General features: G+C 62.1%; 25 protein-coding genes. 5 read left to right on the top strand and 20 right to left on the bottom strand.

Translation table 11 applies throughout. The features are described 5' to 3' along the window. Positions 1 to 2: 2 nt before the first annotated feature. From pheS to thrS, 5 genes are all read right to left on the bottom strand, one after another. A complete protein-coding gene (pheS, locus tag RCO38_RS07580; RefSeq protein WP_308327690.1) occupies positions 3 to 1,055 on the bottom strand; it encodes a phenylalanine--tRNA ligase subunit alpha in 1,053 nt (350 codons plus the stop codon). Positions 1,056 to 1,173: 118 nt separating this feature from the next. After that, positions 1,174 to 1,533 (bottom strand): 50S ribosomal protein L20, encoded by a 360-nt coding sequence (gene rplT, locus RCO38_RS07575; RefSeq protein WP_066151478.1) that lies wholly within the window; start codon positions 1,531 to 1,533, stop codon positions 1,174 to 1,176. Between the two features lie 24 nt (positions 1,534 to 1,557). Then, positions 1,558 to 1,761: a 50S ribosomal protein L35 gene (gene rpmI / locus RCO38_RS07570; RefSeq protein WP_066151481.1), complete on the bottom strand. Its 204-nt coding sequence runs from the start codon at positions 1,759 to 1,761 to the stop codon at positions 1,558 to 1,560. A 198-nt stretch (positions 1,762 to 1,959) separates the two neighbouring features. Then, positions 1,960 to 2,562 (bottom strand): translation initiation factor IF-3, encoded by a 603-nt coding sequence (gene infC, locus RCO38_RS07565; RefSeq protein WP_308328069.1) that lies wholly within the window; start codon positions 2,560 to 2,562, stop codon positions 1,960 to 1,962. Between the two features lie 96 nt (positions 2,563 to 2,658). After that, the gene (thrS, locus tag RCO38_RS07560; protein ID WP_308327688.1) at positions 2,659 to 4,566 is read right to left on the bottom strand and encodes a threonine--tRNA ligase; all 1,908 of its coding nucleotides are present in this window, start codon (positions 4,564 to 4,566) and stop codon (positions 2,659 to 2,661) included. Between the two features lie 291 nt (positions 4,567 to 4,857). Between thrS and RCO38_RS07555 the strand changes: the two genes are divergently transcribed. Both RCO38_RS07555 and RCO38_RS07550 read left to right on the top strand, forming a co-directional pair. Then, positions 4,858 to 7,269 carry a glycosyltransferase gene (locus RCO38_RS07555; protein WP_308327687.1) on the top strand — a complete coding sequence of 804 codons (2,412 nt, stop codon included), beginning with the start codon at positions 4,858 to 4,860 and terminating at the stop codon, positions 7,267 to 7,269. A 13-nt stretch (positions 7,270 to 7,282) separates the two neighbouring features. Further along, a complete protein-coding gene (locus RCO38_RS07550) occupies positions 7,283 to 7,996 on the top strand; it encodes a hypothetical protein (protein WP_308327686.1) in 714 nt (237 codons plus the stop codon). A gap of 68 nt (positions 7,997 to 8,064) precedes the next feature. On the opposite strand, the gene RCO38_RS24275 is transcribed toward RCO38_RS07550, so the two are convergent. Both RCO38_RS24275 and aceA read right to left on the bottom strand, forming a co-directional pair. Further along, the gene (locus RCO38_RS24275; RefSeq protein ID WP_374694531.1) at positions 8,065 to 8,415 is read right to left on the bottom strand and encodes a DUF4189 domain-containing protein; all 351 of its coding nucleotides are present in this window, start codon (positions 8,413 to 8,415) and stop codon (positions 8,065 to 8,067) included. Between the two features lie 253 nt (positions 8,416 to 8,668). Next, a complete protein-coding gene (aceA, locus tag RCO38_RS07545; RefSeq protein ID WP_308327685.1) occupies positions 8,669 to 10,000 on the bottom strand; it encodes an isocitrate lyase in 1,332 nt (443 codons plus the stop codon). A 296-nt stretch (positions 10,001 to 10,296) separates the two neighbouring features. On the opposite strand from aceA, the gene RCO38_RS07540 reads away from it, so the two are divergent. Continuing rightward, positions 10,297 to 11,238, top strand: a complete 942-nt coding sequence (locus RCO38_RS07540; RefSeq protein ID WP_308327684.1) for a DMT family transporter — start codon at positions 10,297 to 10,299, stop codon at positions 11,236 to 11,238. Positions 11,239 to 11,243: 5 nt separating this feature from the next. Here the strand turns inward: RCO38_RS07540 and RCO38_RS07535 are convergent, their stop codons facing one another. Continuing rightward, positions 11,244 to 11,918 carry a sulfite exporter TauE/SafE family protein gene (locus RCO38_RS07535; protein WP_308327683.1) on the bottom strand — a complete coding sequence of 225 codons (675 nt, stop codon included), beginning with the start codon at positions 11,916 to 11,918 and terminating at the stop codon, positions 11,244 to 11,246. A 50-nt stretch (positions 11,919 to 11,968) separates the two neighbouring features. After that, positions 11,969 to 13,348, bottom strand: a complete 1,380-nt coding sequence (gene hemN, locus RCO38_RS07530) for an oxygen-independent coproporphyrinogen III oxidase (protein WP_308327682.1) — start codon at positions 13,346 to 13,348, stop codon at positions 11,969 to 11,971. Positions 13,349 to 13,525: 177 nt separating this feature from the next. On the opposite strand from hemN, the gene fnr reads away from it, so the two are divergent. After that, positions 13,526 to 14,245 (top strand): fumarate/nitrate reduction transcriptional regulator Fnr, encoded by a 720-nt coding sequence (fnr, locus tag RCO38_RS07525; protein ID WP_308327681.1) that lies wholly within the window; start codon positions 13,526 to 13,528, stop codon positions 14,243 to 14,245. 44 nt (positions 14,246 to 14,289) lie between these two features. Here fnr and RCO38_RS07520 read toward each other — a convergent pair whose 3' ends face one another. From RCO38_RS07520 to RCO38_RS07480, 9 genes are all read right to left on the bottom strand, one after another. Further along, positions 14,290 to 14,583, bottom strand: coding sequence for a hypothetical protein (locus RCO38_RS07520; RefSeq protein WP_308327680.1), 294 nt, complete (start codon positions 14,581 to 14,583; stop codon positions 14,290 to 14,292). Between the two features lie 51 nt (positions 14,584 to 14,634). After that, a complete protein-coding gene (locus tag RCO38_RS07515; RefSeq protein WP_308327679.1) occupies positions 14,635 to 14,871 on the bottom strand; it encodes a FixH family protein in 237 nt (78 codons plus the stop codon). 85 nt (positions 14,872 to 14,956) lie between these two features. Beyond that, complete coding sequence (ccoG, locus tag RCO38_RS07510) at positions 14,957 to 16,330, bottom strand: cytochrome c oxidase accessory protein CcoG (protein ID WP_308328068.1); 1,374 nt, start codon at positions 16,328 to 16,330, stop codon at positions 14,957 to 14,959. Between the two features lie 138 nt (positions 16,331 to 16,468). After that, positions 16,469 to 17,383, bottom strand: coding sequence for a cytochrome-c oxidase, cbb3-type subunit III (ccoP, locus tag RCO38_RS07505; RefSeq protein WP_308327678.1), 915 nt, complete (start codon positions 17,381 to 17,383; stop codon positions 16,469 to 16,471). A gap of 30 nt (positions 17,384 to 17,413) precedes the next feature. Beyond that, positions 17,414 to 17,551 carry a cbb3-type cytochrome oxidase subunit 3 gene (locus RCO38_RS07500; protein WP_066151511.1) on the bottom strand — a complete coding sequence of 46 codons (138 nt, stop codon included), beginning with the start codon at positions 17,549 to 17,551 and terminating at the stop codon, positions 17,414 to 17,416. A gap of 11 nt (positions 17,552 to 17,562) precedes the next feature. Next, positions 17,563 to 18,294 (bottom strand): cytochrome-c oxidase, cbb3-type subunit II, encoded by a 732-nt coding sequence (ccoO, locus tag RCO38_RS07495; RefSeq protein ID WP_308327677.1) that lies wholly within the window; start codon positions 18,292 to 18,294, stop codon positions 17,563 to 17,565. A 13-nt stretch (positions 18,295 to 18,307) separates the two neighbouring features. After that, positions 18,308 to 19,753: a cytochrome-c oxidase, cbb3-type subunit I gene (ccoN, locus tag RCO38_RS07490; RefSeq protein WP_308327676.1), complete on the bottom strand. Its 1,446-nt coding sequence runs from the start codon at positions 19,751 to 19,753 to the stop codon at positions 18,308 to 18,310. Positions 19,754 to 19,821: 68 nt separating this feature from the next. Next, a complete protein-coding gene (gene ccoS / locus RCO38_RS07485; protein ID WP_066151515.1) occupies positions 19,822 to 19,959 on the bottom strand; it encodes a cbb3-type cytochrome oxidase assembly protein CcoS in 138 nt (45 codons plus the stop codon). A 47-nt stretch (positions 19,960 to 20,006) separates the two neighbouring features. Continuing rightward, the gene (locus tag RCO38_RS07480; RefSeq protein WP_308327675.1) at positions 20,007 to 22,373 is read right to left on the bottom strand and encodes a heavy metal translocating P-type ATPase; all 2,367 of its coding nucleotides are present in this window, start codon (positions 22,371 to 22,373) and stop codon (positions 20,007 to 20,009) included. A 113-nt stretch (positions 22,374 to 22,486) separates the two neighbouring features. On the opposite strand from RCO38_RS07480, the gene RCO38_RS07475 reads away from it, so the two are divergent. Next, the gene (locus RCO38_RS07475; RefSeq protein ID WP_066151517.1) at positions 22,487 to 22,930 is read left to right on the top strand and encodes a universal stress protein; all 444 of its coding nucleotides are present in this window, start codon (positions 22,487 to 22,489) and stop codon (positions 22,928 to 22,930) included. 21 nt (positions 22,931 to 22,951) lie between these two features. On the opposite strand, the gene RCO38_RS07470 is transcribed toward RCO38_RS07475, so the two are convergent. Further along, positions 22,952 to 24,493: a malonate--CoA ligase gene (locus RCO38_RS07470; RefSeq protein ID WP_308327674.1), complete on the bottom strand. Its 1,542-nt coding sequence runs from the start codon at positions 24,491 to 24,493 to the stop codon at positions 22,952 to 22,954. Positions 24,494 to 24,512: 19 nt separating this feature from the next. Next, positions 24,513 to 25,280 (bottom strand): enoyl-CoA hydratase/isomerase family protein, encoded by a 768-nt coding sequence (locus tag RCO38_RS07465; protein WP_308327673.1) that lies wholly within the window; start codon positions 25,278 to 25,280, stop codon positions 24,513 to 24,515. Position 25,281: the final 1 nt, after the last annotated feature.

The raw sequence follows: 25,281 nt of genomic DNA, 5'->3' as shown, positions 1-25,281 counted from the left end.
CTTCAACGGAACTGCGACAGGAAGCGAATGTCGCCGTCGAAGAACAGGCGCAGGTCGTTCACGCCGTAACGCAGCATGGTCAGGCGGTCCGGCCCCATGCCAAAAGCGAAGCCGATGTAGCGCTCGGGGTCCAGACCCATGTTGCGCACCACGTTCGGGTGCACCTGGCCGGAGCCGGCCACTTCCAGCCAGCGACCGGCCAGTGGGCCGCTCTGGAACTGGATGTCGATCTCGGCGCTGGGCTCGGTGAACGGGAAGAAGCTGGGACGGAAACGCAGCACCAGATCGTCGGACTCGAAGAAGGTGCGGCAGAAATCGGTGAACACGACCTTGAGGTCTTTGAAGCTCACGTTCTCGCCGATCCAAAGGCCCTCGCACTGGTGGAACATGGGCGAATGGGTCGCGTCGCTGTCGACGCGGTAGGTGCGGCCCGGCGCGATCACGCGGATTTCGGGCATCGGCAAGCCTGCGTCAAGAGCGGCGCGGTGGCGCTTGACGTGCTGCACCGCGTGGCGGATCTGCATCGGGCTGGTGTGGGTGCGCAGCAGGTTCGGCGCCTTGGCACTGCCGCCCTCCACGTAAAAGGTGTCGTGCATGGAACGCGCCGGGTGGTCCTCGGGCGTGTTCAGTGCGGTGAAGTTGAACCAGTCGGACTCGATCTCGGGGCCCTCGGCCACTTCGAAGCCCTGCGAACCGAAGATGGCTTCAATGCGTTCCAGCGTCAGGCTCACCGGGTGCAGACCACCCTGGCCACGCTGACGGCCCGGCAGGCTCACGTCCAGCGCCTCGGCCTTCAACTGGGCTTCCAGTTCGGCTGCGGCCAGCGCCTGCCGGCGCTCGGTGAGCGCGGCTTCAATCGCCTGCTTGGCCACGTTGATGGCCGCCCCACGGGTCTTTTTCTCCTCCACCGACAGGGCAGCCATGCCCTTCATCAGTTCGGTGATGCGACCCGATTTGCCGATGTACTGCGCCTTGGCGTTTTCCAGATCGGCGGGAGTGACGGCCTGCGCGAACGCGGCGCGTGCGCTGTCGACCAGTGCGTCCAACTCGTTCATGTGTGTCTCGTGCGGGAAAACAAAAAAGGGGCTGAGAGCAGCGAGGGAACCCCTCAAGCCTCAACCCCTTTGAGCGACGTTGTCAACGCCAGCCGAAGCCGGCGTTGACAGTCGTGAATCAAGCGGCCAGCTTGGCTTTGACTTGCTCCACGATGCTGTTGAAGGCAGCGACGTCATTGACGGCCAGATCGGCCAGGACCTTGCGGTCGATCTCGATCTGGGCCTTCTTCAGGCCATTGGCGAACTGGCTGTACGTCAGGCCGCAAGCGCGTGCACCGGCATTGATACGCGCGATCCACAGCTGACGGAAGACGCGCTTCTTGGTGCGGCGGTCACGGTAGGCGTACTGACCGGCCTTCATCACCGCCTGTTTGGCGATGCGGAAGACGTTGCCGCGGCGACCGCGGAAACCCTTGGCAAGGGCGAGAACTTTTTTGTGACGGGCGCGTGCCGTTACACCACGTTTGACGCGAGGCATGTGTTGCTCCTTGTTCGTCGTTGATCAAATGCCCATGCCGGGCAGCATCTGTGCCATGTGACCCATGTTGGTCTCATGAACAGTCACCGCACCACGCAGATGGCGCTTGTTCTTGGTGGTCTTCTTGGTCAGGATGTGACGCTTGAAGGCTTGACCGCGCTTGACGGTGCCACCGGGACGAACGCGAAAACGCTTCTTCGCGCTGCTCTTGGTCTTCATTTTGGGCATGTGAATGCTCCTTTTTCATTTGTGCTCGTGAGGCGCCGCGAACCTTCCGCGGACTTGCTGGCCCCGAGCCACTTTTTGAGAGCCCTCCAAGGAGAGCTCTTTTCGGTCCGCTGCTTATGCAACCGACCTCGATCGGACAGGAAGACAAAGCCTGCCCGATCAATCCTGTCCTGTGACAACCCGACGTGCTGGTGCCCGTCAGGCCGCCGGCTGGGCGGAGGACTCCGCCACAGCCTTGGGAGCACCGCCACCCGCTTTCTTCTTGCCGGGCGCAATCATCATGATCATCTGCCGCCCTTCCAGCTTGGGGAACTGCTCAACGATGATGGCATCGCCCAGTTCATCCCTGATGCGGTTGAGAAGTGCGAGACCCAACTCTTGATGGGTAATTTCTCGCCCACGGAACCGCAGCGTGATCTTGCATTTGTCCCCGTCGTCGAGAAAACGACGAATGTTGCGCATCTTGATGTTGTAGTCACCGTCGTCGGTACCGGGACGGAACTTGACTTCCTTGATCTCAATGACCGTCTGCTTGGCCTTGGCTTCGGCGGCCTTCTTCTGCTCCTGGTACTTGAACTTGCCGTAGTCCATCAGCCGGCACACCGGCGGATTTGCCGTGGCCGCGATCTCGACCAAATCCACGTCCAGCTCGCCGGCCATGCGCAACGCTTCCTGGAGACTCACGATGCCCAAAGGCTCGTTTTCGGGGCCGTTGAGGCGAACCTCGGGGGCCATGATTTCCCGGTTCAGACGGTGTGCACGCTCTTCACGCTGGCGGCGGTCGCGAAAGTTGGTAGCTATGGTGAGTTCCTTGACGTGGGCGATTCAGACAACACAAAAACCCCGACGGGCACACACAGGGAACTGTGGCTAAGGGGCCTTCCGGAGCGTTTGAAATCAAACCTTGGAGGAAACGTCTGTCGCAATCAGATCGGAGAAGCTCTCCAGCGACATGACACCGAGGTCTTTGTTACCTCGTGCCCGCACAGCCACAGCACCAGAAGCCTTCTCCTTGTCGCCCACGACAAGAATGTAAGGCAGCTTTTGCAACGCGTGCTCCCGTATTTTATACGTAATTTTTTCGTTCCGCAGGTCTGTTTCGACCCTAAGCCCTTGTTTTTGCAGTGTTTTCGCCACTTGTTGGACGTAGTCGGCCTGCGCATCGGTGATCCCGGCCACCACAACCTGTACCGGTGCAAGCCACACCGGCAGTGCACCGGCGTGCTGCTCGATCAGAATGCCGATGAAACGCTCCAGGCTACCCACAATGGCGCGGTGCAGCATGATGGGGCGATGCCTTGAGCCATCTTCTCCGACAAACTCGGCATCCAGCCGCTCGGGCAGGTTTGGATCCACCTGAATCGTTCCGCACTGCCACTCTCGGCCCAGCGCATCTTTGAGCGTGTACTCGATCTTCGGGCCGTAGAAGGCACCTTCCCCCGGAAGGTATTCGAATTCGCAACCAGAGGCCTTCAACCCATTGGCCAGCGCCGCCTCTGCCCGATCCCAACTTTCCTCGGTACCGATTCGCTTTTCGGGGCGGGTCGACAGCTTGTAGATGATGTCGGTGAAGCCGAAGTCCCGGTACACCTTCTGAAGCAATGTGGTGAAGGCCACCACCTCGGACTGAATCTGGTCCTCCAAGCAGAAAATGTGACCATCATCCTGGGTGAACGCGCGCACCCGCATGATGCCGTGCAACCCGCCAGAGGGCTCATTGCGATGGCATTGGCCGAACTCGCCGTAGCGCAAGGGGAGGTCGCGATAACTTTTGATGCCTTGCTTGAAGATGATGATGTGGCCCGGACAGTTCATCGGCTTGAGCGCGTAGTCGCGCTTTTCCGAGTCGGTCACAAACATGTTCTCCCGGTACTTGTCCCAGTGCCCCGTTTTCTCCCACAACGCCTTGTCCAGGATCTGGGGGCCCTTGACCTCTTGGTAGCCATTGTCCCGGTACACGCCGCGCATGTACTGCTCCACCGCCTGCCAAACGGTCCACCCCTTGGGATGCCAGAACACGGTACCAGGCGAATGTTCATCAAGGTGGAACAGATCGAGCTCCCGACCGAGTTTTCGATGATCCCGCTTTTCGGCCTCCTCCAGCATGGTCAGATACTGCTGCAGCTCGTCCTTGGTGGCCCAGGCAGTGCCGTAGATGCGTTGCAGCATCTCGTTCCGGTGATCGCCTCGCCAATACGCTCCAGCGACCTTCATCAGCTTGAAGTGCTTGAGCTTGCCGGTACTGGGCACGTGCGGGCCACGACACAGATCCTCAAACCGCCCCTCACGGTAGAGGGACACATCTTCGTTGCTGGGGATGCTGGCGATGATCTCGGCCTTGTAGTGCTCACCCAAGGACTTGAAGTACGCCACAGCCTCGTCGCGCGGCAGCACCCGCCGAACGACAGGCTCATCCTTGCCAGCGAGTTCCGCCATCTTCCTTTCAATGGCCGCAAGATCCTCGGGCGTGAACGGACGCTTGTAAGAGAAGTCGTAGTAGAAACCATGCTCGATCACCGGACCGATCGTGACCTGCGCCTCGGGAAACAACTCCTTGACGGCATAGGCGAGCAAGTGCGCCGTGGAGTGGCGGATCATGTCCAGACCGTCCGCATCCTTGGCCGTGACGATGGCCAGCGAGGCGTCCTCGGTGATTTGGAAGCTGGTGTCCACCAGCTTGCCATCGACCTTGCCGCCAAGAGCGGCCTTGGCCAGACCAGCACCGATGGAAGCGGCCACGTCGGCCACTGTCACCGAGCCGGGAAACTGGCGCTGAGAACCATCGGGAAGCGTGATATTGGGCATGGGCTTGTCTGAAAACAAAAAAAAAGCGCGGCAGGGGCCGCGCTTTGAGAGAACCAGGACAGGAGTGAAAGGCAGGCGCGAACTGCTGACCTCAAAGGGCCACGAAGAAGAACTCCGATGTAGTTCGCGGTGTCATAACCTGCTGCATCCTTCGACGCCCAAACCGATGGGCTCGTTTTAGATTCTCGCACAGTTCAGGCCAGATGCATGCGCATGGCGAAGTGCTGCTACATTGAACCGATCACTCCGCAAGCGGATGCGCCCTGAATCCGGTGACCCCAGATCTTCGCCATGTCGTTCACACCCCTGCGAGTTCTTATCACCAATATCCGCCTAGATGGCCGCAGCGGCACCGAAATCGTCGTCCGCAATCTGGCCAGAGGTCTGAAGGCGGCAGGCCACCTGCCGATGGTCTACAGCCCACGGCTGGGCGCAGTGGCCGAGGGACTTCGGGCAGAAGGCATTCCAGTGTTCTCACGGATCGAACAGATCCGTACAGAGCCTGACATCATCCACGGACATCACGTGATCCAGACCGGGGTCGCCGTCATCCGTTTCCCGCAGGTTCCAGCGCTTTTCGTCTGTCACGACTTCGTGGCATGGCATGACGAACCGCCGCACCTGGAGAACTTGGTGCGTTTTGTGGCCGTGGGCGATGCGACGAGGGACCGGCTCACAATCGGATGCGGCATCGATCCGGCACGGGTCAGCGTCATCGAGAACGCTACCGATATGCAGTTGTTCCTGCCCGGACCGCCACCCGCCATGCCAGCGCGCCGGGCTCTGGTGATGCTCAAGGGCGCCGGGCAGATGGATCCCATCATGGCCGCCTGTAGACAGCGCGGCATTGAGCTACAGGTCGCGGGCTCATTCATCGGCCAGTTGCACGAGCACCCCGAACAGTTGTTCCCGAGCCAGGACCTCGTGTTTGCCAGTGGCCTGACGGCCATCGAGGCCATGGCATGCCTGCGTCCATTGATTCTTTGCGATCACCGAGGCCTGGCTGGTTTCGTGACCCCTGCCCGCTTCGACGCATGGAAGGCGCAGAACTTCGGTTTGAGAGCACTCTCACGCCCGCTGAACGAAGAGACAGTGCTAGAAGAAATCGATCGTGTTCAGGCAGAGGCCGCGACGGCAGTGGGCCTGCGCGTCCGCCAGGAATGCGCGCTTGAACCCTGGGTGGACCGGTATCTGGAGATGTATCGGCGCTGCATCGACGAGGGCCGCGCCGGGCCGCGCTTGGCATCTGCAGCCGCCATGGCCCGGCACATCGAGCAATGGAGCTCTGCAACTGCTGCAGCGACCGAGCGTGAGAGGAACTTGCAGGAATTCAGCCAGACCATGGCCCTGACTGGCCTGACCCCGTTGACACCGGGTGTGCGTACAGCGACCAACGACACCCGACTCCTGTCGCTGTCAGGCTTTCATCAGGCAGAGCCTTGGGGTTGCTGGAGTGCCCGATCGCCTGCGTTGATCACTGCCTTGCGCCCCACATCTGATCAGCCCCAGTGGTTGCGTGTGGACTATGTACCCTATCTGTCTGCAGCAATCCGCACGCGCCATACTCTTTGTTCAATCAATGGTCGGCAGGCTGCTAACTGGACCGACGAAGGCGATCAACCCGATGGCATACGAACCCGCTATCTGCCGGTCGGTAACGCCTTGAACAATACCGGCGCCCTGTTTCTTACCATTGAGACGTCCCACGCCCGCTCCCCAAAGGAAGACGGCCGGGGAGAAGACCCGCGTCATTTGGGCCTTGGCATTGTCGCCGTGACACTGATTCATGCCGACCAATTGCCCTCGGAGGCCGCTACGGCAGTCGAGCCCACGGATCCGAACAGCGGTGGCGATCTGTGTACGGTGGTCCTGTCACACAAGGCACCGGCCACTCTGGTCGACGCGGTTCGCTCGCTGTTGGCCCAGCAGGACGCACGTGACATCCTGGTGGTGAACTCGGGTGGAGGCGGTGCGGCGGCCGCGCTGAAGCAGGCCGGCATCCCCGTCCGGGTTATCGAGCACGACGCGCGACTCTATCCAGGCGGCGCCCGCAACATGGGTGTCGCGGCCACCACCCACCGTTATGTGGCCTTTCTGGCCTGCGATTGCTTGGCCAGCCCCGGCTGGGTGAGCGAACGTCTGGCAGCGCACAAGGAAGGGCATGCCGCCGTGGCCAGCGCGCTGCTATGTCACCGTCCGCGGCACCCGGTCGCCCTCGCGGCGCACCTGACCTTGTTCTGTCGGCGCATGCCGCGTGTCGCCCCCGTGCTGGCGCAGTGCTACGGAGCATCGTACGAGCGCCGCCTTTTCGAGGAGCACGGCTGCTTCCGTGACGACATCGAAGGAGGGGAAGACACTGACTTCCATCGACGGCTACCCGATGATCAACGACCGGTCTGGCGACCCGGCGTACGCACCATTCACCGAGGCCCTTCCTCCTTGACCGGCTTCCTTGTTGACCAATACCGGCGCGGCAGGCGCGCCTCCAACGCTTGGCGGGCCATCGCCGGGCGCAGCCGCTCCTCGTTCGCATGGGGCATCCTCGGGCGCATCGGCTTGACGATCCACGTCTCCCTGCGGGTCTGCGAACCGCGTTCGCGCTTGAGCACCTGGGCTGCTCTTCCGCTGATCGCGGTCGGCGGACTGGTGTACGCCGCGGGAGCCGTGTCCACGCCCCATACAGCCACCGCTTCATCGACCTGATCCACTCCTGCCCATGATCACCGTGCACCACGCCCCCCGATGGCCCACGCATGACCAACGCGTCTTCGCTGCATTCAGTTTCCGCTACGACGCCCAGCTTGTTCCCGATCTCCTGGCCAATATCCAGCCCATGGTCGATGGCTGGGTGGCTTGGGACGACCGAAGCAGCAAGGCCTTCTACAGCGACGAACCGACGCGTCGCCATGCGCTGCTCCAAGCGGCGCAGGCGGCGTCCGCGGACTGGGTGCTGGCAGTCGATCCGGATGAGCGGTTTGAAGCGGGCCTTTCAGACGCCATGGCGTCTCTGACGCAGGTGCCGGGTCCCCTCGCGTACTCGTTCGCTGTGCGCGAGATGTATTCTCCGCTGCACTACCGGGTCGATGGCGTCTGGGGCACCAAGCGACAGACCCGGCTGTTCCGTCTGCCCCCGCAGTGGCAGCCCCAACCCAGGCCCTTGCACACGCCTTGGGATCAAATGATCCCGCAGGTCAAGATCATCGAAACGGACTTCAACCTGTACCACCTGAAAATGCTAACGCCCGAACGACGGCGAGCTCGGGCAGCCCTCTACACCCATCTGGACCCCGAGTGGAGGTACCAGCCGATCGGTTATGACTATCTGGCGGACGACTCGGGTGCTTTGTTGGAGGCCATCCCGCATGCTAAGGCTTACCTTCCGCCCCATGTGGATGATGGCGGTCTATGGATGCCGCCCCTGCGCGGCTGAAAAAAAACGCGGCAGAAGCCGCGCCGTACTATTCGACCAGAATGAGATATCCGGCCTATCCGCTTAGATCAGTTGCACTGGGTTTCCAGCCATCCCGGGATCACGCAACTGGTTCCACCTTTGGCAACACAGTCTGACATTGCTCGGGAGTCGGCCACTTCCTTTGACGACCCGCTGGCAGCGCCCCAGACGTTGTTGTTCCCGCGCGCCGCGGATCCACACGTACCGTTTCCGGAGAACTCCAGGATGACCTCGCATCCCATGCCGGTTCCCACCAGGCGCGCACATTGAGCCAAAGCATCGCTGTTGGCCTCAGGCTGGGAAGCGTAGTTTGTCACAATGGTTCCCACACCGTTGATAGTGTTCACCGCAATGGCTCCACGCGCGGTGGCTTCCCCCCCTCCACCACATCCAGCCATAGTCAGGGACATTGTCAAAACAGATACCAACTTCCATTTGCTCAACACTTGGACTCTCCTGATTTGTAGTGCCGGAACCGCGCACCTTAGCTTGCAAATTCTCCCACGGCCAGCGAGGAATTTCCCCGAAGAGCGCGTCAATGTCTGTAATTGACGACAGAACCGGCATGACCAAAAAGACCAATCCCCGGGCTCGCAAGTCTGCAAGCCCGGGGATTGAATGAGCACTCTGGCGCCTTGGGCGCCAGCATGATCAGTGGAACTGTTCTTCTTCAGTAGATCCGGTCAGGGCCTTCACGGAGGAAGAACCACCCTGGATCACGGTGGTGACGTCGTCGAAATAGCCGGCGCCAACTTCCTGCTGGTGCGACACGAAGGTGTATCCCTTCTCGCGAGCTTTGAATTCCGGCTCCTGCACCATCTCGGTGTAGTGCTTCATCCCTTCGCCACGAGCGTAAGCATGGGCAAACTGGAAGGTGTTGAACCAGTTGATGTGGATACCGGCCAGCGTAATGAACTGGTACTTATACCCCAGAGCGGACAGATCGTCCTGGAACTTGGCGATCTGCTTGTCGTCCAGGTTTTTCTTCCAGTTGAACGAGGGCGAGCAGTTGTAGGACAGCAGCTTGCCCGGACAGGCAGCGTGCACCGCCTGAGCGAACTCACGGGCGAAGCCGATGTCGGGCACACCGGTTTCGCACCACACCAAGTCCGCGTAAGGTGCGTAGGCGACACCCCGGCTGATGGCCTGCTCCAGACCGTTCTTGACGCGGTAGAAGCCTTCTTGCGTACGCTCGCCGGTCAGGAAGGGCTTGTCGTTGGCATCATGGTCGCTGGTGATCAAGTTGGCGGCTTCGGCGTCGGTGCGGGCCAGCACGATGGTAGGCACACCCATGACGTCGGCGGCAAAACGCGCTGCGATCAGCTTTTCAATGGCCTCCTGGGTCGGCACCAGCACTTTGCCGCCCATATGACCGCACTTCTTCACAGCGGCGAGCTGGTCTTCGAAGTGCACGCCGGCGGCACCGGCAGCGATCATGTTCTTCATGAGTTCGAAGGCGTTCAGAACACCACCGAAACCGGCTTCCGCGTCGGCCACGATAGGCAGGAAATAGTCGATGAATTCGGCAGAACCCGGCTCGATGCCACGGCTCCACTGGATCTCGTCGGCACGCTTGAAGGTGTTGTTGATGCGGCGGACCATGGTCGGCACCGAGTCGTAGGCGTACAGCGACTGGTCGGGGTACATGGTCTCGGAGGTGTTGCCGTCGGCGGCGACCTGCCAGCCCGAGAGGTACACGGCCTCCAGGCCGGCCTTGGCCTGCTGCATCGCCTGGCCGGCGGTGATCGCGCCGAAGGCGTTCACGTAGCCCTTCTTGGCGCCGCCATTCACCTTCTCCCACAGCTTCTCTGCGCCACGTTGAGCCAGCGTGTACTCAGGTTGCATGGAGCCGCGAAGACGCACCACGTCGGCAGCGGAATAACCACGCTTGACCAGCTTCCAACGGGGATTGGTCGCCCAGTCTTTCTCCAGGGCTTCGATTTGCTGCTGACGGCTCAGTTGTTCTTTGAGGGATTGAGGCATTTGCGACTCTCCATGAGGTTGATGAATGGGACGGCCTGTTGCTGCTGCAGACTGGGGCCGATGGGAGAACTTTAAGTCTTATAGAAGACTTTTGGAAGCTCTTATGTCTTATATAAGACAGAAAATAAAATGTTTAAAATCAAAGATGTTCTTCATAACTTCTGCATAGTGAAATCATCTCTCTTGTATTGAGAAATTTTTTTGCAGCGCAACACAAGTCATTTTGTAATGCAAAATTGTGTAACTCCATACGGGAACCAATAGGCCACCATGGGCTGAGGCATGATGCGGGCCCTATGCCCGCACAGATTCACCCGCAAACTGCACCTGCAAAACTGGGCGCGTACATCTGCCTCGCAGCCAGCATGGCCCTGGTGGGCAGCTATGTCGCCTTGTCCAAACCTTTGGTTGCCGCTTTTCCAGTGTTCTTGCTGGCGTGGCTCCGCTTCGGCATCGGAGGGCTCGCCATGTGGCAATGGTTGCAAAAGCCCGCAACCGAACCCCAGTTGTCCGCTCGCACCCGACGCCTGCTGTTTCTTGAGTCGTTCCTGGGCAACTTCCTGTTTTCGATCTGCATGCTGTTTGGCGTATCAATGACCACAGCGGTATCTGCCGGCGTGGTGATGTCGTCGATCCCGGCGGTGGTAGCGGTGCTCAGCTGGTTGTTCCTGAAGGAGCGCATTGGCAAACGCACGGCTTTGGGCATCGCGTGCGCTGCGGCGGGCATCGGACTCTTTTCCATGCAGAAAGATGGCTCGACTGTATATGCCGGGGCCGTTGGCTGGCTGGGCCTCGGTCAACAGTTCTGGGGCAATCTGCTGGTGTTCGCAGCCGTGGTGTGCGAAGCGTCCTATGTGGTCATCGGAAAGCGCCTGACCGAGGGCCTTGGACCCAAGCGGATCTCGGCCATCATCAACCTCTGGGGCTTTGTGCTTGTCACGCCCCTGGGACTGTGGACAGCTCGAAGCTTCGACTTCTCTTCCATCAGGGTGTCCCTGTGGGGGTTGCTGATTTTTTATGCACTGGCCGCCAGTGTCTGGACGGTCTGGCTCTGGATGACAGGCCTCAGGACCGTGCCCGCGGCCCGTGCCGGGGTGTTCACGGTGATGCTGCCAATCAGTGCAGCGGCGATCGGCGTGCTGTTCATGGGTGAAACCCTGACACCGGTTCAGATGCTTGCTTTTGGCATCGCCTTGCTGGGCCTGGTTCTGGCGACTCTGCCAGGACGCTCAAGCTGAGGTGCTCAGGCGCACCACAGTCCGGTGGGATTGGTGATGCCCATCCAGAGCGCCCAGCCAGAAGTCGCAGCCAGTGCCGCGCCCGCCAGCCGGACACCCCAGCCACCGGACCGATCCCCCCGCAAACGCAGCAAAAGCCAGGGGCCCATGGTCAATGAAAGCGATGTCCCGGCGGAGAAAAGCGCCATGACCATTGCACCTTCCCATGCATTGGCGGACAGGGAGGCCACCATCAGTGCCGAGTACAGCAACCCGCATGGCATCATTGCCCATGCGATACCCAGCACGGCTGGCGCCTTGGCCCCCAGGCGCCCCAGCACCGGACGCGCCTTGCGCCAGAGGCCCTGAGCCACACCGTCGAGCCATGCCGGCTGGCGGGCCTGCCAAATCAGCACCATCCCGAGCAACATTGCTGCCACGTGGAACATCGTCCAGACCGGCCGGATCACCGACGTGTTGGTTCCCAGCCAAGCCAGGCCCTGCACGGAACCTGCGGCCAAGGCCCCGAACAAGGAATAGCCCAGCAATCGACCAGCCTGAAAGGTGAGCAAAGCGAAAGTGCTCTGGCGCCCTGCCCCACCACGGCTGATGCCCGCACACGCAGCACCACACATGGCCACGCAGTGGGGACCACCTGCGATCCCCATGAACAGCGCCGTCAGGGCCATGGATGTTTGCATGCGAGGACTCTAGCAGCCACCAAGCTCGCGCCGGGCCGCAACCCTAGGAATCAGATGATCTTGGAGAACCGCGCCCGGTCCTGGTCGACCTGAAGGTTCTTGTCGAAAACCATCGCAATCGCGCGAACCAGGTACCACCCTGCAGGCGTGACCTCCACACCTGACTCGTCGATGCGGACCAGGCCGTGTTCGGCATAGCCGGCCAACACCTCCAGCTCGCGTGCAAAGTAGCTCTTGCAATCGATCAGGTGCCCGAGATTGATCGATTCGAACTGAAGCTGCCCCTGGCACATCAGGGACATGATCACAGAGCGGCGCAGCAGATCGTCCCTCGTCAGCGCCAACCCGCGCACGATCGGCAGGCGGCCCTGGTCGAGCGCGTCGTAGTATTCCTCGATCGTTTTGGCGTTCTGGCTGTAGGTCGCGCCAATACGACCGATGGCAGACACACCCAATGCGATCAGGTCGCAATCGGGCTGCGTGCTGTAGCCCTGGAAGTTGCGGTGCAGACGCCCCTGCCGCTTGGCCACCGCCAAGGCATCGGTCGGCAGCGCAAAGTGGTCCATGCCGACATAGACATATCCGGCATCGCTCATGGCATCCAGCGACGCTGACAGCATCGACAGCTTGTCTCCCGCGCTGGGCAGCTCGGCCGCCACGATCCGGCGCTGCGGCTTGAAACGGGCCGGAAGGTGGGCGTAGGCGTACAGAGCAATCCGGTCAGGGCGCAGCTGGTTGACCTGAGCGAGTGTGCGAGCAAACGACTCGGGCGTCTGCAGCGGTAAACCGTAGATGAGATCCACGTTGACCGACTCGAATCCGATCTTGCGAGCGGTATCGACCAGCGCAAACACCTTTTCGACTGGTTGCACCCGGTGCACCGCTTTCTGAACAGCGGGGTCGAAATCCTGAACACCAAAGCTCAGGCGATTGAAACCCAGCCTGGCCAAGGTCTGCAGCCGCTGATCCGTCACCGTACGGGGATCGACTTCAATGGAGTACTCGCCTCCAGGCACCAGCGTGAAGTTGCGACGGATCATGGTCAGCAGATCTTCCAGCTCCGCATCGGACAGAAAGGTCGGGGTCCCTCCTCCCAGATGCAGCTGGGACACAGCGTGGCCCTTGCCGAAATGCTGTACCTGCAGCTCCACCTCCCGGGACAGGTACCTCAGGTACTCTGCCGCACGCTCGTGGTGCTTGGTGATGACTTTGTTGCAGGCGCAGTAGTAGCAAACGGATTCGCAGAAAGGAATGTGAACGTACAGCGACAGGGGCAACGCAAGCGACCCGGCGCGACGCTGCTCCAGCGCCTGGATGTAGTCGCTCTCCGTGAACGCCTCCACAAAGCGGTCGGCGGTGGGATACGAGGTGTATCGGGGGCCCGGGATATCGAACCGCTTGAGCAATTCGTCGGAAATGGCGTGACTCACAAACAATTCTCCAGTTCTCGATGCGAATGTGCACCAATGCAGAAACCGCTCCCTTGATCAAGATCAAGGGCTGTCCAAGCCTCGGGTTTTCCCCCCTTCTCGCAACGAAGATAAGCGTCTTTGCCTTGCTGGCACTTGTGACCATGCGTTAAGCTTCGGGAGAAATCTGGAAGATTTATGGATATTCACAGCATCAAAGTCGCCTGTTCCAGCTGCAACCTTCGCGAGTTGTGTTTACCCATGGGCCTCAACCCCGAGGAAATGGACAAGCTGGACACCGTGATCTCCACGCGCAGACGGATCAAACGGGGGGCGGCTCTTTTCAACACAGGCGACAAGTTCACATCGCTTTACGCGGTGCGCTCAGGCTTCTTCAAGACCTGTGTCACCACCGCAGATGGCAGGGATCAGGTCACCGGTTTTCAGATGACGGGAGAAATCATCGGCATGGACGGCATCGTCAGCGACCGTCATTCGTGCGATGCGATTGCCTTGGAGGATGCGGAGGTCTGCGTGATGCCGTTCGACCAGGTGGAGGAACTCTCGCGAGAGTTCACCACGCTGCAGCACCATGTGCACAAGATCATGAGCCGCGAGATCGTCCGCGATCACAGTGTCATGCTGCTGCTCGGAAGCATGCGCGCCGAAGAGCGTCTTGCCGCGTTTCTGCTCAACCTGGTTCAGCGCCTGCACGCCCGTGGCTTCTCCCAGTCGGAGCTCATCCTTCGCATGACACGGGAGGAGATTGGAAGTTATCTGGGCATGAAGCTCGAAACCGTGAGCCGAACCTTCTCGAAGTTCGTGGAAGAAGGCATCATCGAAGTCAAACAGCGCTACGTGCACATCAAGAACACCGATGCGCTCAAGCAGATCGTGAATCCCCAGACCTGCCGCTGAAGCAGGTCGTTCTTCCCAAAAGAAAACGCTCTGGCCTCAGCAGATCAGCAGCAACCGCCGTTGCGGGCGCAGTCCTGCGGACGCTCCGCTTCGGGCACCGGGCAGCGGTTGACTTCGAACGGAGACATGGAGAGCAGAGTCGTGAGTGCACTCGACGCCATGGTGACTCCCCAGAACACAAAGAACGCCAAGGTGTAGATGGCTTGGCGGGACAGGTCCAGCGGGCTGCCAAACCAGTGGAGATCACCCGGGTCTACCATGGCAAATACGATCATCTCCAGCACCGCAGCGACCAGAAACGCTGGCCAGGCTATCCACATCCACCGCTGGGCCTTCATGAGTCGTCTCCTTCACTCTTGTATTGCAGCGTCCAGTGGTGCGGCGGCGGCCTACTTGTCTGGTGTGGTCGGCACGACCGGTGAAGCCGCGTGGTTGCGGGCCTGATTTGCAGGTTGCATCTTGGCCATGGCATCGATTTTGGCCTGCCCCTCCAGCCTCTGGGCGGCCGCGAGGTCGCGCTCGTAGTCGGACTTGTTGAGAACCGGGTCGGGGTTCTTCACGGCGATGACCACAGTGACCAGTCCCGCAACGATCACCGCGAGCGGGCCACCCACCACCAGCCACATGTGGGGCACCTTCCACCACGGTGTGCCGGGATGGTGACTTGAATTGGCTGACATGAGCTGTTCCATAAATGGGATGAATTTCAGTTTAGCGCGGAACGATGAAGACCGCCTTCTCCACCACCTCCGACACCCGATCTCCGGAGGATCGGACGGTGAACCGGATGGGATGCGAACCGGGTGGGACCGAGTTGGGAGGTATCTGCACACGCACAGCCGCAGAACGCACCTCCGTGGATAGCACATCCACTTCGGTTTCCGAAGCGATCATGACCCCCTCCAATCCATCAACAATGATCCGGTAGCGTTGTGGCGACTCGGTCGCGTTCATGATCTGCACGCGGAATACGTTCTCGATGCGTCCCTGCTCCACCATGCGGGCCAGCGTTCCCCGGTCGCGTATGACGTCGACCTTCAGAGGTGTGCGCAGAAAAAGGCTGACAAAGACCGCCAGCGTGATGACGGCCAGAATGCCGGTGTAGACGAGCACCCGGGGGCGGAAGGCGTGACGGACCATCTGCTCCCGTGACCACCCCTTGGCCATGCCGTTCTGCGTCGAGTACTTGACCAGTCCCCGCGGGTAGCCCACCTTGTCCATCACCTCATCGCATACGTCGATGCAAGCACCACAGCCGATGCACTCGTACTGCAGTCCGTTGCGGATGTCGATGCCCGTCGGACAGACTTGCACGCACAGCGTGCAGTCGACACAGGCCCCCAAGCCGAGCGCTTTGGGGTCTGCTTTCTTGGATCTCGCCCCACGCGGTTCCCCGCGCGCCTTGTCGTAGGTCACGATCATCGTGTCCTTGTCGAACATGGCGCTCTGGAAGCGGGCGTAGGGGCACATGTACTTGCAGACCTGCTCGCGCATGAATCCCGCGTTGCCGTAGGTCGCGAAGCCGTAGAAGAAGATCCAGAAGCTTTGCCAGGGCCCCAGCGAGGCGGCCATGCTGAGGCTCGCGAGCTCCCGGATGGGTGTGAAGTAGCCCACAAAGGTGAAGCCCGTCCAGAGAGCGAACAGGATCCACAGGGCATGCTTGAGTGCACGTTTGCTGAACTTGCGCGCATCCAGGCTTGCTTCGTCCAGCCGGATTCTTGCCGAGCGGTCCCCCTCCACCTTCTTCTCTATCCAGAGGAAGATTTCGGTGTAGACCGTCTGGGGACAGGCGTAACCACACCACAGGCGACCTGCGACCGCCGTGAACAGGAACAAGGCCAGAGCGGAAATGACCAGCAGGCCGGTCAGGTAGATGAAGTCCTGTGGATAGAGGACGAGTCCGAAAATGTAGAAGCGGCGCGCCTCGAGATCGAAGAGCACCGCTTGGCGGGCATTCCACTCCAGCCAGGGCAATCCGTAAAAGATGATCTGGGTGAACCAGACCAGTGCCCAGCGCCACCTGGAGAACAGACCGGACACTGATCGGGGATGGATCTTCTTGCGCGAGGCGTAGAGGGAAACCATCACCTCATCGTCCTCGGGGACACCTTTCGGCGTCTCCGGGACGATGGGAATCACGGGAGTCTGGATGGTGTCGGCAGCGGCTGGGGCAGGAGCACTCACGGATGACCTGAAATGGAGAAGGTGAGTGGATTCAGGCCATCACTGTTTGGCTGCAGGCTTGTTGGACAGACCCCAGACATAAGAAGCCAGCACATTGATCTGGGCCTCGTTCAGCAGTGCTGCCTGAGGCGGCATGTGGTTGTTGAAGCCATTGTTGACGGCACGGATGATCGCCTCTTCGCCCCAGCCGTGCAGCCACACACCGTCGGTGAGGTTGGGCGCACCCACCGCTGCCATGCCCTTGCCTTCCGGGCCGTGGCAGGCTGCGCAGGCAGCGAACTTGACCTTGCCCTGCGAAGCGCGGACCGAGTCGCTCGGGCTGCCCGAGAGGCTGAGCACGTAGTGGGCCACGTCCTTGACGTCTTCAGGCCCCCCCACGGCGGCGGCCATCGGAGGCATCACGCCGGTACGACCTTGCGCAATCGTGGTCTTGATGTAGGCGTGGTCGGAACCACCCAGCCAGTCGCCGTCGGCGAGGTTGGGGAAGGACTTGGCACCGCGGGCGTCGGAACCGTGGCACTGCGCGCAGTAGTTCATGAACAGGCGCTCGCCAATGGCCATGGCCTGGGCGTCGGCCGCAATGTCCTCAGGCTTCATGCCGTTGTACTTTGCGTAGATCGGGGCGATGGCGTCCTCGACCTTTTTCACTTCGGCCGCATGCTGTCCCTGGGACGACCAGCCCAGGGCACCCTGGAACTTGCCGAACATCGGATAGAGGGCGCCATAGACGAGGCCAAAGACCACGGTGATGATGAACAGGTACACCCACCACTTGGGAAGCGGGTTGTTCATTTCACGCAGGTCACCGTCCCACACGTGTCCCGTGGTGTTGTCGGCGTGGGTGGCCGCCTTGGTCGTGCCGCTGATGTACAGCAGCACCGCGCAGGCAATGATGCTGACGAGCGTGATGCCGGCCACGTACAGGTGCCAGAAGTCGCTGATGAAGTCGCTCATGATGTTTTCTCGTGTTCGTTCCGCAAGCGTTTAGTCGTCCTGGAAGGGAAGCTGGGCCGCCTCTTCGAAGTCGCGCTGATTGCGTTTGGACCAGGCCCAGACCAGGATGCCGACAAAGGTCAGCAGGCTGATCGTCGTGACGATGCTGCGAAGATCGTTGATGTCCATGGTCTCGCCCCTTACTGGGTCTTGCCGTCGGCGGCGGGCACGGCGGGTTGGGCGGCTTCGGCAGCAGGGGCTGCCGGGGCTGCATCAGCAGCGGGCGCCGCGGCTGCAGGAGCAAGCTTGGCGGCACTGCGTGCGGTGCCCAGCACTTGCAGGTAGGCGATCACAGCGTCCAGCTCGGTCTTGCCTTTGACTTCTTCCACGGACTTGGCGATTTCCTCGTCGCTGTAGGGCGCACCCAGGGTGCGCAGGGCCTTCATGCGGGCAGGAATGCCTTCGGCGTTGACAGTCTTCTCAACCAGCCAAGGATAGGCCGGCATGTTGGACTCGGGCACCACATCGCGCGGATTGTTCAGGTGGGCACGGTGCCACTCGTCGCTGTAGCGACCACCCACGCGGTGAAGATCGGGACCGGTGCGCTTCGAACCCCACTGGAAGGGGTGGTCGTAGACGTACTCGCCGGCCACCGAGTAGGGACCGTAGCGCAGCGTCTCGGCCTGGAAGGGACGGATCATCTGCGAGTGGCAGTTGTAGCAACCTTCCTTGACGTAGACGTCGCGGCCCGCCACTTGCAGTGCGGTGTAAGGCTTGAGCCCTTCGATCGGCTGGGTGGTGGACTTCTGAAAGAACAGGGGAACGATTTCCACCAGACCGCCGACGGCCACCACGAGGGTGATCAGGACGATCATCAGGAAGTTGCTGGTCTCGATCCGGGCGTGACCGCTCATGTGTTCATTGCTGGCCATGTTGTTCTTCTCCTCAGGCGTGGGCGGGGTTGACGGCCATGACGGGGGCGTTGTGGGCCTTGCCCTGCAGCGCGGTCATGATCACGTTCCAGAGCATCACGATCATGCCGGTCAGGTACAGCAGACCACCGACCAGACGGATCACGTAGAACGGGAAGGTGGCCTTGACCGATTCGACAAAGGTGTAGGTCAGGCTGCCATCGGGGTTGACCGAGCGCCACATCAGGCCTTGCATCACACCGGCGATCCACATCGCGGCGATGTACAGCACGATGCCGATGGTGGCGATCCAGAAGTGCAGTTCGATGGCGGGCACCGAGTACATCTTCTTCTGGCCGAACAGGCGCGGGATCAGGTAGTACAGGGAACCCATGGACACCAGACCCACCCAGCCCAGGGCGCCGGAGTGAACGTGGCCCACGGTCCAGTCGGTGTAGTGCGACAGGGCGTTGACGGTCTTGATGGACATCATCGGGCCTTCGAAGGTGGACATGCCGTAGAACGACAGGGACACGATCAGGAAGCGCAGGATGGGATCGTCACGCAGCTTGTGCCAGGCACCCGAGAGGGTCATGATGCCGTTGATCATGCCGCCCCAGCTGGGGGCCAGCAGGATGAGGGAGAACACCATGCCGACCGACTGCGCCCAGTCGGGCAGCGCGGTGTAGTGCAAGTGGTGGGGACCCGCCCACATGTAGGTGAAGATCAGGGCCCAGAAGTGCACGATCGACAGGCGGTACGAGTACACCGGACGCTCGGCCTGCTTGGGGATGAAGTAGTACATCATGCCCAGGAAGGCGGCGGTCAGGAAGAAGCCCACCGCATTGTGGCCATACCACCATTGCACCATCGCGTCCTGCACGCCTGCGTAAGCGGAGTAGGACTTGAACAGGCTCACCGGAAGCGCCGCGCTGTTGACGATGTGCAGCAGGGCCACGGCGATGATGAAGGCGCCGAAGAACCAGTTGGCCACGTAGATGTGCTTGACCTTGCGGATGCCGACCGTGCCGAAGAAGACGATGGCGTAAGCCACCCAGGTCACGGCGATCAGCAGGTCAATCGGCCACTCCAGCTCGGCGTATTCCTTGCCACTGGTGATGCCCAGCGGCAGGGTGATGACCGCAGAGACGATGACGATGTTCCAGCCGATGAAGGTGAACCACGCCAGCGCGTTGGAAAACAGCGGTGTGTGGCATGTCCGCTGGACAACGTAGTAGCTCGTGGCGAACAGCACGCAACCGCCAAAGGCGAAGATCACGGCGTTCGTGTGCAGCGGCCGCAGGCGGCCGTAGGTGATCCATTCGATCCCCATGTTGAGCTCGGGCCAGGTCAGCTGGGCCGCGATGATGACGCCCACCAGCATGCCCACCACGCCGTAGATCACGGCTGCGATGGAGAACCAGCGCACGACGCTGTCGTTGTAGACCGCCGGTTGGCCGGTCTTTGTTGTCACGGACATACAGAACTCCTCTATTAATGCCACCGGCGAAGTGTCCACATGTAACTCCGTGGACGCCTTGACTTACGTCAATCGCCTCTAAGAATGCGCTCGCCCTCACGCTCGACGTTGTCGAACTGACCTGCATGAAGTGCCCACCAGAACACCCCGATGATCGCGAAGACCAGCACGATAGAGACGGGTATCAACAGATACAGGATGTCCATACCGAATCCTTTAAAAAAATCTCAATCTGATACTCCCGGCCACCAGCTCAGACACTGGACTGCTCTCGCGGCTCCGCAGCCAGTCGCAGCGCGTTGAGGATCACCAGCAGCGAGCTCCCCGCCATGCCAAGACCGGCCAGCCAAGGGGGCATCCAGCCGACCAGCGCCAGGGGGACGCACACGAGGTTGTAGAGCGCGGCCCATACCAGGTTCTGACGGACGATGCGCATCGTGAACCGGGCCTGCCGCAGGGTCAACACCACGTCCTGCACCTTGCCGCCTTGCAGGATGAAGTCGGATTGCGCTTGCGCCAGCGGTGCCGCATGACCCAGCGCGAACGAGGTGTCGGCCCTGGCCAGCACCGGACCGTCGTTGAGCCCATCGCCCACCATGGCCACCCGGTGGCCCTGCGCCTGCATGGACTCGATCTGCGCCAGCTTCTGCTCGGGTGAGGCACCAGCCACCACGTTCTGGACGCCCACGGCCTCACCCACCACTGTGGCTGCCGCCTCCCGGTCTCCCGAGAGCAGCCAGGTGCGCAACCCGGACCGGTGCAGGGCCGCCACGGCCGGGGCGGCGTCCTCGCGCACACCTTCGCTGAGATCAAAGCTGGCCAGCCATCCTCGGGCATCCGACAGGTGAACGCGGCCCACAGGCGCTTCCTTGCCATCGCCGGCCAGGCCGCAGAACGCCGCTGACCCCATGCGAAGCAAATCACCCTGCACATTCCGCGCGGACAGTCCCTGCCCCGCCACCTCGGTCACGTCGGACCAACCCGCCGATCCGGTGACCAGGCCTGCATCGCGCGCAAACGCCACGACCGCGCGGGACACCGGGTGCAGGGACCCTTCGGCCAATGAGGCGGCCAGCGCCCGCACCCGGTGAGGGTCCATCCCCTCGCGAACCCGAAGGCCTGTCACCTCCAGACGGTCGTGCGTGAGCGTCCCGGTCTTGTCGAACACCACCGCGTCCACCTCTGCCAGCGTCTCGAAGGCCTGTAACCGGCGCACGAGAATGCCGCGCCGGGCCAGCGCACCCGCCGAACTCAACATCGCCGCCGGCGTGGCCAGCGACAGCGCACAAGGACAGGTCACGATGAGCACGGCCACGGCGACAGCCAGCGCCTTCGAATGGTCGACCTGCCACCAGTAAGCGAACGCCAATACAGCCGCCGCCAGCACCAGTACCAGGAAAGGCGCCGCAATGCGGTCGGCCAGCACGGCCAGACGCGGCTTCTCGGTGGAGGCCCTTTCCATCAGCGCCACGATCTGCGCGAAACGGGTGTCGCGTCCCAGGCGCAGCACCTCGACCAGCACTGGCCCCGCCAGGTTGTAACTGCCCGCCACCACGCCCTCACCCTGTCGGCGGGTCACAGGATCGGACTCGCCAGTGAGCAGCGCCTCGTCCACGGTCGCGGTGTCGCTGAGCAGCCGCCCGTCACCCGGGAAAGCCTGACCCGCCTGCACCCGCACCACATCGCCCATCGACAGACGACGCACCGAGAGGGACTCGAAACGGCCATCGGAAGTCTGCCGCTCGCACACCTCCGGCAGGCGGTTCATCAGCGCATCCAGCGCCCCGGCGGTGCGGTCCCTGGCCTTCAGTTCCAGATACCGCCCCCCCAGCAGGAAGAACACAAACATGGTGAGGGAGTCGAACCAGACCTCGTGACCCCAAGGCCCGGTCGGATCGAACGTGGCGGCCGAGCTGGCCAGGAAGGCCACGAGGATGCCGATGGACACCGGCGTGTCCATGCCGACCCGGCCCAGCTTGAGATCACGCCAGGCGCCCCTGAAAAAAGGCCCGCTGGCAAAGGTGACCACGGGGACGCTCAGCACCCAGCTGGCCCAGCGCAGCAATTGGTCGATGTCGGCCGGCATCTCGCCCGGCTCGGCCACGTAGGCTGGCCACGCGTACATCATCACCTGCATGGCACAGAAGCCGGCCACGAACAGGCGCCAGAGCGCCAGCCGGGTTTCCTTCAGACGCTCGGAGATGGACAGTGCCTGCTGCAGCGGCAGCAACCGGTACCCAGTCTGTCCCACGGCTTCGGCCAGAGAAGACATGCGCGTGGCACCTGGCTCCCACTGCAGCATCAGGCGCCGCGTGGCGGCATGCACCCGCGCACTGCGCACGCCGGGCAGGTCCTGCAGTGCGTACTCGACAGTGTCGGCACAGGCGGCGCAGTACATGCCCTGCACCAGGAGCACCGATTCGGCCACCGTTTGGCCGTCGATTTCTTTGAATTCGGTGAAGTCGTTCTGCTCCACCGGATCGTCGAGCACCGAAAAGTCGTCGATGACGGTCAGCGGTCCGCGGTGGCGCCCAAACGGGTCTTCCCCGCGCTGCGCCAGGGCAGACGGCTCGTTGCCCGGCAAAAGCCCCGCCGGGGACGCGGTGGCGGCCTCATTCATGCCGCAAGGGTAATTCAGGCCGCTTTTCATACGGTTGATTTAAGTCAACCGCTACCCAGCAGTCAATGCGTAGCCTATATTGTCTTTCCAACCACAACACACCGGAGATCAGCATGTACAAGCGAATCCTCGTGGCCACCGATGGCTCCAAACTGTCCAACATGGCGGTGGAACACGCCATCGGTCTGGCCGACATCACCGGCGCCGAGGTCGTGGCCCTGAAAGTGGTGCCGCGTTACCCGCAAACCTACTTCGAGGGCGGTGTGGCCCTGGCGGCCGCGGAAGTGGCGCGCATCGAGAAGCAGTGGAACGACGAAGCCATGGAAGCGGTCAACGCGGTAAAGGCCGCGGGCCAGAAGCGGGAGGTCAAGGTCAAGCCGATCACCGTCAAGTCCGACCTGATCGCAGAAGCCATCATTGCCGCGGCCAAGCGCAACAAGGTGGACCTGATCGTGATGGCCTCACATGGCCGCAAGGGCATCAAGCGCCTGCTGCTGGGCAGCGAAACACAGCAGGTGCTGACGCACTCGCACATTCCCGTGCTGGTCTTGAGGTAACCGCCCGGCGCGTTTTCTTTTTCAGGCGAACGAGCCCCTGTACTGTTCGCGCAGCAGGTTCTTCTGCACTTTGCCCATGGTGTTGCGCGGCAGTTCGGCCACCACCATGCAGCGCTTGGGAATCTTGAAGTTGGCGAGTTTCGCCTTGAGTTCGGCGATCACCCGGTCCGGTTCCACGACCGCCCCGGGTTTGGGGATGATGACCGCGACGCCGACCTCGCCGAAGTCGGGATGCGGCACGCCGATCACCGCACTCTCGGCCACACCCGGCATGTCGTTGATGTAGCCCTCGATCTCGGCCGGGTAGACGTTGTAGCCGCCGGAGATGATCAGGTCCTTGCTGCGGCCGACAATCGTGACGTAGCCGCGCTCGTCCACCTTGCCCACATCACCGGTCCGGAAAAAACCGTCGGCGGTGAATTCCTCGGCTGTTTTCTCGGGCATCCGCCAGTAGCCCTTGAACACGTTCGGGCCTTTGACCTGGATGCCACCGATCTCACCCGGCTTCACGGGATGACCGTCGTCCTCCATCACGCGCAGCGTCACGCCCGGCAACGGAAAGCCCACCGTGCCGCCGCGCCGCTCGGTAGCGCCGCCGTAGCGTACGTCCGGCCCGCAAGGGTTGGAGGTCAGCATCACAGTTTCGCTCATGCCGTAGCGCTCCAGGATGGTGTGGCCGGTGCGGGCCTGCCATTCTGTGAAGGTCTCGATCAGCAGCGGCGCCGAACCCGAGATGAACAGGCGCATGTGCGCCGCCTGCGCCTTCGTGAGCGTGGGCTCGACCAGCATGCGCACGTAGAGCGTGGGCACCCCCATGAAGACCGTGGCTTCCGGGAACCGGCTGATCGCCAGCTTCGGGTCGAACTTGCCCAGCCAGATCATCTTGCTGCCGTTGATGAGCGCGCCGTGGATGGCCACGAACAGGCCATGCACGTGGAAGATGGGCAGCGCGTGGATCAGCACGTCGCCCTCCTGCCACTGCCAGTACTCGCGCAGCATCACCGCGTTGCTGCGCATGTTGCCGTGCGTGAGCATGGCGCCCTTGCTGCGGCCGGTGGTGCCGCTGGTGTAGAGGATGGCGGCCAGGTCGTCGTCGCTGCGGACCGCGGGCGTGTGGCGGTCGCTGTGGTGCGCGGCGCGCTCCAGGAGGCTGCCGGTGCGGTCATCGCCCAGCGTGAACACGTACTGCGTGCCGGCGGTGAAGGCGATCTTGCTGACCCAGCCGTGGTTCTTCGGGCTGCAGACCATGACCGCCGGTTCCGCATTGCCGATGAAGTATTCGATCTCGGCGCTCTGGTAGGCGGTGTTCAGCGGCAGGAAGACATGGCCCGCGCGCAGCGTGGCCAGGTACAGCACCATGGCCTCGACCGATTTTTCCACCTGCACGGCGATGCGCGAGGCGGGCGGCAGGTCCAGCGAATCCAGCAGGTTGGCCACCATGGCGGTGGCGCGGTCCAGGTCGCGCCAGGAATAGCTCAGGCCGTTGTCGGTCTCCACCGCGGTGCGGTCCAGGTCGGCAGGGAAAGCGTCGCGCAGCGCGACGAACAGGTTCTGGTTGCTCATGGTCGGGCGTGAGAGTAGGTCAGAAGTTCGGGGGCCGTTTGGCCAGGAAGGCGGCGATGCCTTCGCGGTGTTCGGCGCTGTCGGCGTAGTCGTAGGCGGTGGGCACCAGGGCCTCGGCGCCCTGCCCGCGCGCCAGCACCCGCAAGGCCTGCTTGTTCAGGCGGGCCGCCTGCGGCGCCAGCCGCGCGATGCGCAGGACGCGCTGCTGCACTTCGGCGGGCACCTCGGCGTCGTGCACCACGGTCTGCAGGAAGCCGCGGGCCAGCAGGATCGGCGCATCGAGCACCGCCGCCTCCAGCAGCATCTGCCGCGCCGAAGCCAGCCCCACCTCGCGCGCCACCAGTTCGGCCTCGCGCGGCGCCATGGGAAAACCCAGCTTGGCAATCGGTGCACCAAAGCGCGCGCCCTGCCCTGCGATGCGGATGTCGCAGCAACTGGCGATCTCCACGCCCGCCCCAATGCAGTTGCCTTCGATCTGCGCGATCACGGGCAGGTCGCAGGCCAGCAGGGCCGAGAGCCCGCCCCACACGTCGTTCTCGTGAAAGTCGCGCAGGCCCTCGGGGTGGAAACGGAAGTCGGTGTACTCGGCGATGTCACCGCCCGCACAGAAATGCCTGCCCTCACCCGCCACCACCACCGCCCTCAGGTCGGTGCGCGCCTGAAGGTCGGTGAAGACCTGCCGGAGTTCACGCCACATCGCACGCGACATGGCGTTGAACTTGGACGGGTTGCTCAGGGTGACGCGGGCGATGGCGTCTTCGAGGTGCAGGCGGATGTGACCGGACATG

The sequence above is a fragment of the Hydrogenophaga pseudoflava genome, assembly GCF_031020795.1.
Lineage (GTDB): Bacteria > Pseudomonadota > Gammaproteobacteria > Burkholderiales > Burkholderiaceae_C > Hydrogenophaga > Hydrogenophaga pseudoflava_A.
The sequence above is the reverse complement of the archived record's forward strand: the minus strand, read 5'-3'. Positions and strand labels throughout refer to the sequence as shown.

Bases quoted from the DNA above. Each gene is read 5' to 3' on its own strand.
- RCO38_RS07535 (WP_308327683.1), bottom strand. From the start codon at position 11,918: ATGCAAACATCCATGGCCCTGACGGCGCTGTTCATGGGGATCGCAGGT.
- ccoS (WP_066151515.1), bottom strand. From the start codon at position 19,959: ATGGACATCCTGTATCTGTTGATACCCGTCTCTATCGTGCTGGTCTTC.
- aceA (WP_308327685.1), bottom strand. From the start codon at position 10,000: ATGCCTCAATCCCTCAAAGAACAACTGAGCCGTCAGCAGCAAATCGAA.
- pheS (WP_308327690.1), bottom strand. From the start codon at position 1,055: ATGAACGAGTTGGACGCACTGGTCGACAGCGCACGCGCCGCGTTCGCG.
- RCO38_RS07500 (WP_066151511.1), bottom strand. From the start codon at position 17,551: ATGGACATCAACGATCTTCGCAGCATCGTCACGACGATCAGCCTGCTG.
- ccoN (WP_308327676.1), bottom strand. From the start codon at position 19,753: ATGTCCGTGACAACAAAGACCGGCCAACCGGCGGTCTACAACGACAGC.
- rplT (WP_066151478.1), bottom strand. From the start codon at position 1,533: ATGCCTCGCGTCAAACGTGGTGTAACGGCACGCGCCCGTCACAAAAAA.
- fnr (WP_308327681.1), top strand. From the start codon at position 13,526: ATGGATATTCACAGCATCAAAGTCGCCTGTTCCAGCTGCAACCTTCGC.
- ccoP (WP_308327678.1), bottom strand. From the start codon at position 17,383: ATGAGCGACTTCATCAGCGACTTCTGGCACCTGTACGTGGCCGGCATC.
- RCO38_RS24275 (WP_374694531.1), bottom strand. From the start codon at position 8,415: ATGGCTGGATGTGGTGGAGGGGGGGAAGCCACCGCGCGTGGAGCCATT.
- RCO38_RS07520 (WP_308327680.1), bottom strand. From the start codon at position 14,583: ATGAAGGCCCAGCGGTGGATGTGGATAGCCTGGCCAGCGTTTCTGGTC.
- ccoG (WP_308328068.1), bottom strand. From the start codon at position 16,330: ATGGTTTCCCTCTACGCCTCGCGCAAGAAGATCCATCCCCGATCAGTG.
- RCO38_RS07465 (WP_308327673.1), bottom strand. From the start codon at position 25,280: ATGTCCGGTCACATCCGCCTGCACCTCGAAGACGCCATCGCCCGCGTC.
- RCO38_RS07515 (WP_308327679.1), bottom strand. From the start codon at position 14,871: ATGTGGCTGGTGGTGGGTGGCCCGCTCGCGGTGATCGTTGCGGGACTG.
- thrS (WP_308327688.1), bottom strand. From the start codon at position 4,566: ATGCCCAATATCACGCTTCCCGATGGTTCTCAGCGCCAGTTTCCCGGC.
- ccoO (WP_308327677.1), bottom strand. From the start codon at position 18,294: ATGGCCAGCAATGAACACATGAGCGGTCACGCCCGGATCGAGACCAGC.
- RCO38_RS07550 (WP_308327686.1), top strand. From the start codon at position 7,283: ATGATCACCGTGCACCACGCCCCCCGATGGCCCACGCATGACCAACGC.
- RCO38_RS07540 (WP_308327684.1), top strand. From the start codon at position 10,297: ATGCCCGCACAGATTCACCCGCAAACTGCACCTGCAAAACTGGGCGCG.
- RCO38_RS07555 (WP_308327687.1), top strand. From the start codon at position 4,858: ATGTCGTTCACACCCCTGCGAGTTCTTATCACCAATATCCGCCTAGAT.
- RCO38_RS07480 (WP_308327675.1), bottom strand. From the start codon at position 22,373: ATGAATGAGGCCGCCACCGCGTCCCCGGCGGGGCTTTTGCCGGGCAAC.
- rpmI (WP_066151481.1), bottom strand. From the start codon at position 1,761: ATGCCCAAAATGAAGACCAAGAGCAGCGCGAAGAAGCGTTTTCGCGTT.
- RCO38_RS07470 (WP_308327674.1), bottom strand. From the start codon at position 24,493: ATGAGCAACCAGAACCTGTTCGTCGCGCTGCGCGACGCTTTCCCTGCC.
- RCO38_RS07475 (WP_066151517.1), top strand. From the start codon at position 22,487: ATGTACAAGCGAATCCTCGTGGCCACCGATGGCTCCAAACTGTCCAAC.